This window comes from Microbacterium sp. NPDC055903, assembly GCF_053615555.1.
Map to the genome: position 1 here is coordinate 1287386 of NZ_JBSHCA010000001.1, position 13127 is coordinate 1300512.

At 70.5% G+C, this 13127-nt stretch carries 12 protein-coding genes; 3 read left to right on the forward strand and 9 right to left on the reverse strand.

What is annotated here, in order from left to right; genetic code table 11:
• Nucleotides 1-1428, reverse strand: coding sequence for a CCA tRNA nucleotidyltransferase (locus tag ACWGJP_RS05870; protein WP_452328817.1), 1428 nt, complete (start codon nt 1426-1428; stop codon nt 1-3).
• A 70-nt stretch (nt 1429-1498) separates the two neighbouring features.
• Between ACWGJP_RS05870 and ACWGJP_RS05875 the strand changes: the two genes are divergently transcribed.
• Nucleotides 1499-2812, forward strand: coding sequence for a hypothetical protein (locus tag ACWGJP_RS05875; protein ID WP_452328818.1), 1314 nt, complete (start codon nt 1499-1501; stop codon nt 2810-2812).
• A gap of 8 nt (nt 2813-2820) precedes the next feature.
• Complete coding sequence (locus ACWGJP_RS05880; protein WP_452328819.1) at nt 2821-3345, forward strand: GNAT family N-acetyltransferase; 525 nt, start codon at nt 2821-2823, stop codon at nt 3343-3345.
• Nucleotides 3346-3373: 28 nt separating this feature from the next.
• Here the strand turns inward: ACWGJP_RS05880 and ACWGJP_RS05885 are convergent, their stop codons facing one another.
• The 8 genes from ACWGJP_RS05885 to ACWGJP_RS05920 form a co-directional block, all read right to left on the reverse strand.
• The gene (locus tag ACWGJP_RS05885; RefSeq protein ID WP_452328820.1) at nt 3374-3814 is read right to left on the reverse strand and encodes a VanZ family protein; all 441 of its coding nucleotides are present in this window, start codon (nt 3812-3814) and stop codon (nt 3374-3376) included.
• 49 nt (nt 3815-3863) lie between these two features.
• A complete protein-coding gene (locus tag ACWGJP_RS05890) occupies nt 3864-4487 on the reverse strand; it encodes a hypothetical protein (protein ID WP_452328821.1) in 624 nt (207 codons plus the stop codon).
• Between the two features lie 162 nt (nt 4488-4649).
• Complete coding sequence (locus ACWGJP_RS05895; RefSeq protein ID WP_452328822.1) at nt 4650-5702, reverse strand: LLM class flavin-dependent oxidoreductase; 1053 nt, start codon at nt 5700-5702, stop codon at nt 4650-4652.
• A gap of 189 nt (nt 5703-5891) precedes the next feature.
• Entirely contained in the window at nt 5892-6374 is a 483-nt protein-coding gene (locus ACWGJP_RS05900) for a GNAT family N-acetyltransferase (RefSeq protein WP_452328823.1), read from the reverse strand.
• Nucleotides 6352-6879 (reverse strand): phage tail protein, encoded by a 528-nt coding sequence (locus tag ACWGJP_RS05905; RefSeq protein WP_452328824.1) that lies wholly within the window; start codon nt 6877-6879, stop codon nt 6352-6354. The genes ACWGJP_RS05900 and ACWGJP_RS05905 overlap by 23 nt, the downstream gene beginning before the upstream one ends.
• Before the next feature lie 13 nt (nt 6880-6892).
• Nucleotides 6893-7396, reverse strand: coding sequence for a phage tail protein (locus ACWGJP_RS05910; protein ID WP_452328825.1), 504 nt, complete (start codon nt 7394-7396; stop codon nt 6893-6895).
• 9 nt (nt 7397-7405) lie between these two features.
• Nucleotides 7406-7915 (reverse strand): phage tail protein, encoded by a 510-nt coding sequence (locus ACWGJP_RS05915; RefSeq protein ID WP_452328826.1) that lies wholly within the window; start codon nt 7913-7915, stop codon nt 7406-7408.
• Nucleotides 7912-8337: a hypothetical protein gene (locus ACWGJP_RS05920; RefSeq protein WP_452328827.1), complete on the reverse strand. Its 426-nt coding sequence runs from the start codon at nt 8335-8337 to the stop codon at nt 7912-7914. The genes ACWGJP_RS05915 and ACWGJP_RS05920 overlap by 4 nt, the downstream gene beginning before the upstream one ends.
• Nucleotides 8338-8484: 147 nt before the next feature.
• On the opposite strand from ACWGJP_RS05920, the gene ACWGJP_RS05925 reads away from it, so the two are divergent.
• Entirely contained in the window at nt 8485-13113 is a 4629-nt protein-coding gene (locus ACWGJP_RS05925) for a putative Ig domain-containing protein (protein ID WP_452328828.1), read from the forward strand.
• The last annotated feature ends 14 nt before the right edge of the window (nt 13114-13127 follow it).

The window sequence follows — 13127 nt, forward strand, 5'->3', positions numbered from 1 at the left end:
TCAGCCGCGGGCGGCCCACCAGTCCCGCAGGCGCTGCTCTGCGGCATCCTGCCCGATGACGCCCTCGTCCAGACGCAGGTCGAGGAGGAACCGGTACGCCTCGCCGACCTCGCGGCCCGGGGCGATGCCGAGGATCTCCTGGATGCGGTTGCCGTCGACCTCTGGGCGGATCGCATCGAGCTCCTCCTGCGCGGAGAGCTCGGCGATCCGTCGCTCGATGTCGTCGTACGCGCCGGCCAGGCGCGCGGCCTTGCGGCGGTTGCGGGTGGTGACGTCGGCCCTCGTGAGGATGTGCAGGCGCTCCAGCAGCGGACCGGCATCGCGCACATAGCGGCGCACAGCGGAATCCGTCCACGCCCCCTCCGCGTAGCCGAAGAAGCGCAGGTGCAGCTCGATGAGCCGTGCCACGGCATCCGTCGTCTCCCCGTCGAAACGCAGCGCCTGCAGGCGCTTGCGTGCCATGCGGGACCCGACGACGTCGTGATGGTGGAAGGTGACCGCGCCGCCCGGCTCCAGCTTGCGGGTGCGCGGCTTGCCGATGTCGTGCAGCAGCGCGGCCAGGCGCAGAGGGACGTCGGGGGCGGCATCCGGGTTCCTGGTGTGCTCGAGCTCGATCGCCTGCTCCAGCACGGTCAGGGAGTGCTCGTAGACGTCCTTGTGGTGGTGGTGCTCGTCGACTTCGAGCCGCAGCGCGCTGACCTCGGGGAGGAACTCCTCGATGAGACCGGTGTCGACGAGCACACGGATGCCGCGCACGGGATCCGTGGTCTGCATGAGCCGCACGAGCTCGCCCTGCACGCGTTCAGGGCTGACGATGCCGATGGTCGCGCGAAGCTCGGCGATCGCCGCCTCCGTCGCCTCGTCGATGGCGAAGCCGAGCTGCGCGCTGAAGCGGGCGCCGCGGAGCATCCGGAGCGGGTCGTCGCCGAAGGACACCCGCGGGTCGGCGGGCGTGCGCAGGATGCCGGCGACGAGATCCTCCACGCCGCCGGTCGGATCGACGAGCTTCACGGACGGCACCTGCAGGGCCATCGCGTTCACGGTGAAGTCGCGACGCACGAGGTCGCCGTCGATGGTGTCGCCGAACTCGACGGTCGGCTTGCGGGTGACGCCGTCGTAGCTGTCGGCGCGGTACGTGGTGATCTCGACCTGCTCGCCCTGCACGCGGGCGCCGATGGTGCCGAAGGCGCGGCCGATGTCCCACTGCGCGGTGGAGATCGGCTTCACGAGCGCGAGGATCTCGTCCGGCGAGGCGTCGGTGGTGAAGTCCAGGTCGTGGGTCGCGCGGCCGAGGAGGGCGTCGCGCACGGGGCCGCCGACGACGGCGAGCTCGTGTCCGGCATCCGCGAACGCCGCGGCGAGCGCCGCGACCACCGGATTCTCGGCGAGAGCCCCCAGACGTGCGAGCCCCTCGGCCATGTTCAGCATGATCTCCAGCGTACCGGGCCGCCCGCTCGCCGAACGGGTGGGAGGATGAGGGGCAGACGGAGGGGGAAGGATGCCTGCTGCGATGCATCCGGTTCGTCGACTGCTTCGCGCATCGACGGCGGTTCTGGCGATCGTGCTGCTGGCCGGGCTCGTCGCGTGCAGCGCGACCGGAGACGGCGTGCGCGACTCGTTCGTGCGGGAGTTCGATTCCGATGCCGATGTCGCCGAGATGGACCTCTCCAGCGCCGACGGCGCCGCGTTCTCCGGCGGGGTCGGCGGCGTGATCACGGCCAGGGACGGCCTCTCGATGGCGGAGCTCGACGCGCTCTCGGAGCACATCAGAACGCATGGCGACACGACCCCGGATGCCGAGGTGCGCATCGACCTGGAGGCCGACGGCTGGCGGTTCCCCGTGCTGCGCTCCGCGGCATCGAATGCGGAGCTGCTGGAGGTCGTCGGTGCTCTGCGCGCGGATCCGCGCCTGGTGACAGGCGACGCATCGTCGGAAGACCACCGATCGGCGCGCGTCTCCTGGGCGTTGGTGACGACGTCGACCGAGCTGGCCGTCGAGGTGGCGACGACTCCCCCGGTGGGCGTCTCGGGGCAGCTGATCGTACGCGACGCGGACAATGCTCTGTCGTTCTCCGGCACGCAGGGCGCATGGGTGAGCGCCGGGGCGCAGGCGTGGCGCTCGCTGGGCTCCGCGGTCGCTCTCACCAAGACGCGCATCGACGAGGAACGCATCGAGGTGACCATCGCGAGCGAGCAGGATGCCGCGCGCGCCGACGCCATGCTCGGCGCCGCGCTCGAGGGCACCGGTCTCTCCCACGCGATCTCGAGCGATCTCGTGACCCTCGCCCCCGGCGCTGCGGGCCAGAAGCTCCGGGCGATGCTGGCATCGGTGCCCGCAGCGGAGCGCGCCCTGATCAGCAGCGCCTGGACAGACGACCGCACGGCAGGCCTGCAGGTGAAGACCCTGGCCGACGCGAAACGTCTTGCCCGCGTCGTCGACGGAGCGGCGTTCGAGACGGTCTCGGTGAGCTCCGGCGATGCGCTCAGGGTCACTGCTGAGCCCGGCCGGCTCACGGAACGGGTCTCGGATGCCGTGGAGCTGACCGAGATCGAGGGCGTGAGCGAGGTCGCGGCGATCCCCTCGATCGGCATCGACATCACCGTCGAGGCGGCCGTCGATGACGCAGGGCTCGCCGCATTCGCTCCCGCACTGAAGGCGATGGCGGATGCCGGCGAGCGAGTGTGCATCGATCGAGACGGCGAGGGCTCGCTGTGCGTGGTCGCCGCCGAGCAGATCACGATCGACGACCTCAGCTCATGGGGTCGTCGGCACGGCGAGGCGTTCGTGGACGCGTGGAACGCCGCGGGGTGAGTGACGTGATGGACGAGGGTGACGCCGTGATCCGCACCGAGCGACTGGCGCTGCGCGCGTGGACGGAGGCGGATGCCGGCTTCCACCGTGAGCTGTGGTCCGAGCGGGATCCTCGCGTTCCTCCGCACCGCAGGATCGATGCCGCAGGGCGTCCCACGATCGAGGAGCTCGCCGCCTGGATCCGTCGCTCTCCCGACCAGGGTCCGATCCGCACCCTGGTCGTGGAACGGCTCGGAACCGCTGAGCCGTTGGGCTACTGCGGCCTCGTGACCGGCGGCGACGAGCATCCGGACGAACCGGAGATCGCGTTCGAGTTCCTCCGGCGGCACCAGGGCAACGGCTATGCGACCGAGAGCGGCTCGGCCATCGTCGAGCTGGCCAGGGATGCCGGATTCGCCCGCCTGCGCGCCACGGTCTGGGAATGGAACACGGCGTCACGCCGTGTTCTGGCAAAACTCGGCTTCATCGAGAGCGGGCCGCACCGGATCGACCCCGAGCGCGGTCGGTCGCTCATGACGGTCCTCGAGCTCTGAGCGCGTGGGTGCGTGAAGGGCGCCCGAGTCAGCGCCGCCGCGCACCGAACGAGACGAGCCGCGCGAGCCCGATGACGAGCGCACCCAGAACTCCACCGATCGTGTTCCACACGACGTCGCTCGCATCCGGAACCCGACCGGGGATCTGCGCCTGCGCGTACTCGATGCCGAAGGACACGAGGAACACGGTGATCGGGGCGACCAGCCACCAGCGAGCGCGGAGCACGAGCGCGATCGCCGCGCCCAGAGGAACGAACAGCGCCGCGTTCAGAGTGCTCTCCAGCTGACCGTAGGTCATCGGCTCGACGATCGGCGCCGCCACCCGGTGCGCGAGGTCCATGAATGCTCCTCGTGCCGGGGCGACGAACCGGCGCGGCGCGAGGGTCAGCGCCGCGATGGGCAGCGCGGCGAGCGCGGCGCTCAGTACGCGCACTCCGGCGCCGACGGGAGTTCGTGCGACATGGCTCATGCGTCCAGTTCACGCGCGGCGATGTTGCGTGAGCGTATGCGTCCGCCGATCATTTCCCCGAGTACACCGTCACGACGCCCGGACCGGAGCGACGGGAGAGCATGATCGCGAGGATGCCGAGCCCCCACGTCGCAGCCATGAATCCCAGCGTGTGGAGCGCAGCGAAGAGCGGCGCGGTCTCGATGTAGGCATCCGCGGATGCAACCCCGATCACCTGTGGAACGACCCAGACGACGGTCTGCCCCGCGATCACCCAGAGCGGCGCCGCGTGCCACGGCCTCGGCACCACCCGGGCGCGAGCGACCTCCACCGCTGCGATGAACCCTGCCACGAGCGGCAGCAGCATCGACAGGTAGGTCCAGAACAGCCAGTCATCCACCTGATCGATATCGGCCGGCCAGCCGAACAGGCCGACGAGGGTATCGATCACCGGCCACGCCGCGACGAGGAACGCCGCCGCGAGGCCCAGCGTCCGGCGCGCGACCATGCTGCCCTCCCGCCGCAGTCCGAACGCGAGAACGAGGATCGCACCCATCCACAGCAGATCGCTCACGATCGTGAGCACGGTGCCGAGGCCGGATGCTCCGAGCACCGACCCGCGGAGAAGGCCGACGACACCGCAGGCGATCAGCCCGATGCCGCCGACCAGCCAGGTGCGTCTGCGGCCATGCATGCGACCACGGTAGCGGAGCGCGTGGCCCGGAAGCATCCGGGGTCTCGAATGGCCGCGTTCCCGACGAGGAGGCGGCCATTCGAGGTACGCGACGGTCAGATCGACCCGCAGGAGCGCCGGCCGCCCGGCCGCGTCGACGCGCTCAGCGAGCGAACACGGGGATCAGACCGGGTTGCCCTGCACCGGGCCCTCGGTGTTCGGCTTCCAGCCGAGCGCGGGAGCCACATGTGTCGCGAACGACTCCAGCACGTGCAGGTTGTAGTCCACGCCCAGCTGGTTCGGGATGGTCAGCATCAGGGTGTCCGCCGCCATCACGGCCTCGTCGGCCTTGAGCTGCTCGATGAGCACATCCGGCTCGGCCGCATAGGTCTTGCCGAACGTCGAACGGAAGCCGTCGATGATGCCGACCTGGTCTCCGTTCTCGGCGCTGCGCAGCCCGAAGTAGGCGCGATCGGTGTCATCGATGAGCGGGAAGACGCTGCGGCTCACCGACACACGAGGCGTCCCGGTGTGACCGGCCGCCTTGTACGCGGCGCGGTACAGATCGATCTGCTCGCGCTGCAGCTCATGGAACGGAACCCCGGTCGCCTCGGTGAGCAGCGTCGAGCTCATCATGTTCAGACCTTTGCGGCCGGTCTCCTCCGCCGTGGCCCGCGAGCCGGATCCCCACCAGACGTGGTCGCGCAGCGTCGCCGACCGCGGCTCCACCGCGAGGTACTGGTTCGGACCGACCTGTCGCGGGTCGCCCTCGACGACGCCCGCACCGTCGATCGCCTCGAGGAACAGCTCGAACTTGTCGCGCGCCAGATCCGCCCCACGCGGATCCTCGCTGCCGACATAGCCGAACGCCTCATAGCCGCGCACCGCCGTCTCGGGTGAACCGCGGCTCACGCCCAGGGCGATCCGGCCGCGGGCGATGAGGTCGAGCGCGGCGGCCTCCTCCGCGAACTGCAGCGGATTCTCGTACCGCATGTCGATGACGCCCGTGCCCACCTCGATGCGCTCGGTCTTCGCCGCCATCGCGGCGAGCAGCGGCATCGGTGACGCCGCCTGCCTGGCGAAGTGATGCACCCTGACGTACGCCCCGTTCACCCCGATCTCATCGGCGGCTACCGCCAGATCGATGGTCTGGTGCAGCATGTCGCCGGCGGTGCGGGTGGCCGAGCCGGGCACCGGGGCGTAATGCCCGAACGAGAGGAATCCGAAAGCCTTCATATGTGTATGCAACCGAATGGATGCGGGGGTATTCCCTGGAAGGGAGCTGCGCTTCGACAGGCTCAGCGAGCGAGAAGAGACACGCTCAACGAGCGGGACGGGAACTGCGCTTCGACAGGCTCAGCGAGCGGAAGACGACAGGCTCAGCGAGCGAGAGAAGACACGCTCAGCGAGCGGGCGAAGAGAAGCTCAGCATCCGCCGCACTCCCGACGCAGCTCCAGGTCGCCCATCGGATCTCCGCCGCACACCCGGAAGCCGTGCCGCTCGTACCAGCTCCGCGCCGGAGCATCGTGCCATACGGACAGCTCGATGGCATCCCCCGCGGCATCCGCCTCCGCGATCACCGATGCCAGCAGACGTCGGCCGATTCCCTGCCCGCGCACCCTCGTGGAGACCGCGATGTCGCAGAGCCGCACGACCCCGCCGAACCGGTCGGTCACCAGGTACGCGAGCGGCAACCCGTCCTCGGCGACGAGACCGGCTGCGGCATCCGGGTACCGTCGCAGTAAGGCGTCGAACTTCGCGCGCAGCTGCATCGCGACCAGCTGCTCCGCCATCAGATCGGGGATGCCGCCCAGACGCGCCCTGATGTCCTCCGAGGCGATGGCACGCACCCGAGGGTCGTCGATGGCGACGCAGACCACGTCGTCACCCGCGCGGTGGGTAGACACCCGTCAGCGCGATCACGTAGTACATGCCGACGAAGGGTGGCATGTTGTTGTGCGGCAGCCCCACTCCCGTCGGTGCGATGGCGCCGGGGGCCATGGTCACGTCGTGGCCGGGACCGTACGCCTCTCTCGGCACACGCCCGTATCGGGGCTGCGCCCACGTCCTCCCCCGCGGATCACCGCTCGTCCCCGTCGCGGGGACCGCGCGGGCTGCATGCGTGTGTGTGGGCATCTCGCTCGCGAGCAGAGTCACGGTCTCACTGCCCCCGGTCTCCCCCAGATCGCGTTGACTGAGCCCTGGCCCCTGGCCGGCGCCGATCGCAAACGAGCCGTTGAGATCCGGCAGCGCGAAGGTCGACTCCCCGTTGCCGCCGTAGGTCGTGCCCAGGATCGAGAACAGAGCGGTGTTCTGAGAGATGGGCAGGATCTGTCCATCGCACATCGCCCAATTGCGTGGCGCGAAGTTGAAGGCGACGGTGCGGATCTCGCCGATGTACGGGTCAGCCATGAGGTTCCCTCGGTCAGTCTCGGGTCGGGTAGATGCCGTCGATGGCGATGATGAAGTGCAGGGCGAGATAGGGCGACATGTTCTCGTGCGGCTGGCTCCCCCCGGCGTTGCCGATCGACGACGGCGCCATGGCCCCGACCGGGGCCGTTCCGTATGCCGGCTGATCAACCGCGGCCCAGTATCCGTCCGTCGGGGTCGAGGCGCTTCCCTCATCGCTCGTCGCCGCGACCGGATGCGTGTGCGGGGGTAGCTCGGCGACCGTCAGAGTGTGGATGCTCTCACCCGCCACCGTCCCCTGGGCGATCCCGCTGTGCGCACCGGAGTGGATCGGGCTCCTGCCCCGCAGGTCGGGGAGCGCGAAGTTGGTCACGCCGTCGCCACCGTAGACGGTTCCCAGCAGCGAGAACAGCGCCTGGTTGTTGGCGATACGCAGGATCGCGCCGTTGCACAGCGCCCAGCCTCGCGGCGGGTAAGGGAAGGCGATCCTGCGGATCTCGCCCAAGAACGGCTCTGCCACGCGGTCTCCTCAGTTCTGCGGCGGGAAGACGCCCTCGAGGGCGATGATGTGGTTGATCGCCACGTACGGCGGCATGTTCTGGTGCGGCTGGTTCCCGCCCGAGGAGCCGAGCGCATCGTCGGCGAGGTCGACTGACGGTGCACCGTCGGCGAAAGCCGTCGCCGCCTGGACCGCCCACATCCCGCCATCGGGCGATGTGGATGTCGCTGACCCCGCCGCCATGGCCGCATGGGAATGCACCGGGATCTGGAGCCTGGTCAGCGTGACGTCCTCCACACCGGCGGACTGTCCCTGAACGTAGACCTGGCCCTGGCTCTGGCCTGCGCCGAGCGCATAGCGCCCGCGGAGATCCGGAAGCGCGAAGGTGTTGACCCCATCGCCGCCGTACGTCACTCCCAGCAGGGTGTAGAGCGCCTCGTACTGGGTGATGCGCAACAGCGATCCGTCGCAGAACGCCCACCCGACTGGGGCGAAGTTACCGGCGAAGATGCGGACTTCCCCGAGGTACGGCTCGCTCACGACGCCCGCTCCGATCGGTCGACGATGCCTTCCAGCTCCGGGTGACCGCTCACCCTGGCCAGGAACAGGGACGCGAGGAGCGCGCCGTCCTGCTGGATGCGGTAGATGCCGTCCCTGGCATCCTCCCCCGTCGTGAAGACCACCCTGAACCGGTTCTCGGCGTCGCCTCCGCCGTGCAGGTCGCCGACCTCGGCGAGCGTCAGGCGATGCATCGCCCTGGGCGAGGCGGCGATGTACTCGCGCCCCTCGTGACCGCTGAAGAGCGAGCGCACCGGGGCGAGCGGGTCGTGCGAAACAGCGGCGGCCGCGTCGCCGGCTGATTCGCTGCGTGCGGCGGCGGGTCCGCTGCCGACCGCGAGGCCGACGCCCGTGGCGACCACCCCGGCGCCGAGCACGCTACGACGCGAGAACACAGCAGTCATGACACTCCTGCCATCCGGTGCACCGTGTGTGGGGGGCCCTGATCGGGTGTGGTGCGGAACAGACGCTATCACTCCGCCATGCCGAGCCGATAGCATCCGATTACCCCACGACCTTCCGGCGCCCCCGCGCCCGAACGAAGGATCTCGATGTCTGCTTCCCGGATGTCCCCTGTCGCGGTGCGCGGTGCAACTGCGGCTGTGACCACGCTCGCCCTCCTGCTCGGCGGGCTCGTGCTCGCCGAGCCTGCCCAGGCGGCGACGCTCACGGTCACCACGACGACGGATGCCGATGCGAACGACGCGTGCACGGATGCATCCGTCACGACCCCCGCGAACCCGGTCACCCTGCGCAACGCCCTCTGCGTGGCGAGCAACGCAGGCGGCTCCTCCACCATCACGGTCCCCGCCGGCGAGTACGCGCTCACCGACGGCGCACTCGTCTTCGGCACGCAGCCGGGGACGAGTCTCGTCCTGGAGGCCACGGGAGGCCGGGCCGAGATCGTCGGCGACGGCAGCGCGCAGCTGCTCACCCTCGACCCCGACCTGGTCGGCGGCATCGCCGTCGAGATCGACGGGTTCTCCTTCCGTGACGGGCGCGACGCCCTCTACGGCGGCGGCGCGATCATCGGGGGCAGCTTCGACGCGGCCGAACCCGACTCGCTGACCATCAACGACAGCGTCTTCGAGGACAATCGTTCCACCGCCGGGGCCTCCGCCCCCGGTGGCGCCATCCAGTTCATCGGCGGAGATCTGGCGGTCACCGACTCCCTGTTCTTCGGCAACGCGTCCGGGGCGGGTTCCGGCGGCGCGATCTACTACGAGGCGGCAGCCGACGGCGATGCGCTGCAGGTCTCCGGCTCGTCCTTCACGGGCAACACTGTGCGCGCCGCCGGCAGCGTCAGTGCCGGTGGCGGCGCGATCGCCTACGACACCGCAGGGCTCGGCACGGTGTCCATCGAAGGCACCCTCTTCGCGGCGAACACCGTCAACAGCGGGGACGGCACCGCGGCGCAGGGCGGCGCCCTGCTGCAGCTGCGCGGACCAGCGACCGTCGAACGCAACGTCTTCCGGGGCAATGGCGCATCGAACAACGGCAGCGCGATCGCGGCGGACAGCGGTGCTCTGACGGCGCACTTCAACTCCTTCACCGGGAACATCCCCGGATCCGCCGTCCTCGCACCGACGGCGACCGGCACCCTCGCGCACAACTGGTGGGGCTGCAACGCCGGCCCTGGCGACGCGCCCTGCGACTCCGTGAGCGCTCCGAGCCTCACCACGACGCCACGGCTGGTGTTTTCCGCGTCCGCGACCGACCCGGTCATCGAGCCGAGCGGCTCCACCGAGCTGGTCGCCTCGCTGCGCACCGACTCCGCGGGCGGTGCCGTGGCGGCATCCGACCTCACGGCTTTCGACGACACCGACGTGTTGTTCAGCGCGGCGACGCCCGCCGGCTCCTCGCTCGATCCCGCCTCGGCGACGTTCAGCGGAGGCGAGGCGACCACGACGTTCACGGCGGGCAGCACCGCGGGCGTGGGCGGCGCGACGGCGACGTTCGGCTCGGTCGGCACATCGGCCGAGGTCACCGTTGCCGCTCCCCCCGAGTTCACCGGCAGCACCATGGCGAGCGGCCTCGTCGGACAGGCGTTCAGCTTCACCATCACCGCGACCGGATACCCGGTGCCCGAGGTGTCGCTGCAATCGGGCTCACTGCCCGACGGCCTCGCGCTGTCGCCCAGCAGCAACGGCTCGGTCACCCTCAGCGGCGTGCCGGAGGCGGGCGCTGCCGGCACGCACCTGCTCACCTTCACCGCCAGCGCCGGCGGCACACCCGTCAGTCGTCTCATCACCCTGAACATCGGCGAGCGCCCGTCCACCGGCTCGCCCACCAGCGCCTCGGTCGCCGCCGGCGACGAGCTCGATGTCACGATCACCGTTCCCGGCACACCCGTGCCCGCGCTCGAGGTGCTGTCCGGCCTGCCCGATGGGCTCACCTTCACCGACAATCACGACGGCACCGCGTCGATCACCGGCATCCCGGACGCGCCTCCGGGTGACTATCCGTTCACGATCGGCGCGACGAACATCCACGGCGCCTCCCCCTTCGGATTCCTCCTCACGATCACGGGCGAGCCGCACTTCACCAGTGACGACCACACGACGTTCACCGTCGGCGAGCCAGGAGCGTTCGCGATCGAGGTCACCGCAGGACACCCCGTCGACGAGCCCGTCGAGATCTCGGGCGAAGCCCCGGCCTGGCTCTCCCTGACCGGCGCGAAGGGCGCGCAGCAGCTCGTCGGCACGCCGCCGCAGGGATCCGGGGGCACGGTGGAGATCGTGCTGTCCACCCCTGGCAACGACGGTGCGGCCACGCAGGAGTTCACGCTGACCGTCCTGGAGGCGCCGCGCGTCACGTCACAGCCGGAGGATGCCTCGGCCCTGGCGGGGACGGATGCCGTCTTCACCGCCGACGCGGCCGGATACCCCGCGCCGGACGTCCAGTGGCAGCGCTTCGCGAGCGGCTCCTGGCACGACATCCCCGACGCGACGTCCACCGAGCTCACGCTCGCCGCCGAGCTCGACCATGACGGAGCCCGCGTGCGTGCGGTCTTCACGAACGATGTCGGCTCGACCCCGAGCGACGAGGCGGTGCTGCGCGTCGGCGATGTGCCGGTGATCGCACCCGTCGACGACGTCGAGGTGCTCGTGGGAGCTCCCGTCTCCATCGAGGTGACGAGCACGTCCAGCCCGGCCAGCGCCCTGTCCGCAGCCGGCGTACCGGCCTGGCTGGACTTCGCCGGCGCACCGGAAGGCCAGGTCAGGCTCGTCGGGACCCCGGGCATCGCGAATGCCGGCACGACGACGATCCGATTCACCGCCGACAACGGCTTCGCGCAGACGGTCATGGATGTCGTTGTCACCGTCGTCGCGGCCGTCCCCCTGCCGGATGAGCTGCCTGACTCCGTCGGCGGCACCCTCGCCGGCGTGCCGCCGACGGTCGAGCGGGAGGAGACGTTCACCGTCAGCGGCTCCGGGTACCTGCCCGGTTCGACCGTGCGGCTGGGCATCTACCCCGAGGCCGAGCAGTTGACCACCGTCGTCGCCGACGACGGCTCGTTCACCGCCGCGGTCACCGTGCCCGCCGACCGCGCGACGGGATCCGCCACGATCGCAGCCGTCGGGATCAACACCGATGGCGCGGTCAGAGTGCTCAGCGCCGGCACTCAGGTCATCGGCGCGCACGCCGCCGCGCCCTCCCCGACCACCGCGACCGTGCGGGAGGGCGAGGAGGTCGACGTCACGATCACCGCGGAGGGATCCCCCGCTCCGGCGATCACGGCATCCGCTGCACTGCCCGAAGGCCTCGTGCTCGATGACGCCGGCGACGGCACAGCTCGCCTGCACGGCACCCCCTCCGTCTCCCCCGGCAGCTACGAGTTCGCCGTGTCGGCGGAGAACGGCGGCGATGCGGCGCAGAGCACCTTCACGCTGACGGTCACGTCCCAGCCGCGCTTCACCAGCGACGACCACGCCACCTTCACCGTCGGCGAGGAGGGCTCCTTCGAGGTGACCGTCGCGAACGGCTACCCCACGACGAGCGCGGTGACGCTCGTGGACGCGCCGGCATGGCTCGAGCTGTCGGGCGATGCCGGTTCGCAACGGCTCACCGGGACGCCGCCCGTCGGTTCCGGCGGCACGGTCGACGTCACACTCTCCGTCGAGGGCGTCGACGGAGAGGTCACCCAGGCGTTCACGCTGACGATCGATGAGGCTCCGGCGATCTCGGGACAGCCGAGTTCCGACTCGGTCCTGGAGGGCACGGATGCCTCGTTCACCGTCGCCGCGACGGGTCACCCCGCACCGCAGCTGCAGTGGCAGCGTTTCGATGTCGGGGCATGGCGGGACATCCCGGGGGCCGCGTCCACGACGTTGACGATCTCGACGACCTTCGCCGACGACGGCGCACGGTTCAGGGCCGTCGCCTCGAACGGCCTCGGCGACGCCGTCAGCGCCGAAGCGGTGCTGACGGTCGGTCAGACACCCGCGATCGACGCACCGGCCACGCGGACGGTGCTGGCGGGCTCCGCCGTGTCGATCGTGGTCACGAGCACGGGGAGCCCGGTCAGCGCCATCACGGCATCCGGTCTTCCCGCATGGCTCACGATCACGGATGCCGGCGATGGAACCGCGACCCTCACCGGGACCCCGGCCGTCGACGACGCGGGCACCAGCACCGTGACCCTCACCGCAGACAACGGCTTCGCCGAGACGGACGCGACGATCGAGCTCACCGTGAGCGCGGAGACCGCCCTGCCGGAGGAGCTGCCAGAGACAGCGGACGGCGCGCTCGGCGGTGTCCCCGAATCCGTGCAGCGCGGCCAGGTCGTCACGGTGAGCGGATCGGGCTTCCTGCCCGGCAGCACCGTGCACCTCGGCATCTACTCCACCCCGACGCCGCTGACCACGACGACAGCGGATGCCGGGGGCGCGTTCTCGGCCGAGATCACCATCCCCGCGGAGCAATCGCTCGGTGCGCACACCATCGCGGCATCCGGCATCTCCGCCGAGGGCGGCTCATGGCTGCTCACGGCGGCCACCACCGTCGTCGCACCGGACCCGTCAGGAGGCGCGGGAGCGGACGGCGGACAGGGCGACGGACTCGGCGCCACCGGTGCGGACCCGACCCTGTCGATCGTGCTGGGCGGGATCGCCCTGCTGGCGATCCTGGCAGGCGCGGTACTGCTGATCGTCCGGCGCCGCACGCGACCCGACGACTGAGGAACCCCGTCGCG

Bases quoted from the DNA above. Each gene is read 5' to 3' on its own strand.
- ACWGJP_RS05880 (WP_452328819.1), top strand. From the start codon at position 2,821: ATGGACGAGGGTGACGCCGTGATCCGCACCGAGCGACTGGCGCTGCGC.
- ACWGJP_RS05920 (WP_452328827.1), bottom strand. From the start codon at position 8,337: ATGACTGCTGTGTTCTCGCGTCGTAGCGTGCTCGGCGCCGGGGTGGTC.
- ACWGJP_RS05870 (WP_452328817.1), bottom strand. From the start codon at position 1,428: ATGCTGAACATGGCCGAGGGGCTCGCACGTCTGGGGGCTCTCGCCGAG.
- ACWGJP_RS05895 (WP_452328822.1), bottom strand. From the start codon at position 5,702: ATGAAGGCTTTCGGATTCCTCTCGTTCGGGCATTACGCCCCGGTGCCC.
- ACWGJP_RS05905 (WP_452328824.1), bottom strand. From the start codon at position 6,879: ATGGCTGACCCGTACATCGGCGAGATCCGCACCGTCGCCTTCAACTTC.
- ACWGJP_RS05925 (WP_452328828.1), top strand. From the start codon at position 8,485: ATGTCTGCTTCCCGGATGTCCCCTGTCGCGGTGCGCGGTGCAACTGCG.
- ACWGJP_RS05890 (WP_452328821.1), bottom strand. From the start codon at position 4,487: ATGCATGGCCGCAGACGCACCTGGCTGGTCGGCGGCATCGGGCTGATC.
- ACWGJP_RS05885 (WP_452328820.1), bottom strand. From the start codon at position 3,814: ATGAGCCATGTCGCACGAACTCCCGTCGGCGCCGGAGTGCGCGTACTG.
- ACWGJP_RS05875 (WP_452328818.1), top strand. From the start codon at position 1,499: ATGCCTGCTGCGATGCATCCGGTTCGTCGACTGCTTCGCGCATCGACG.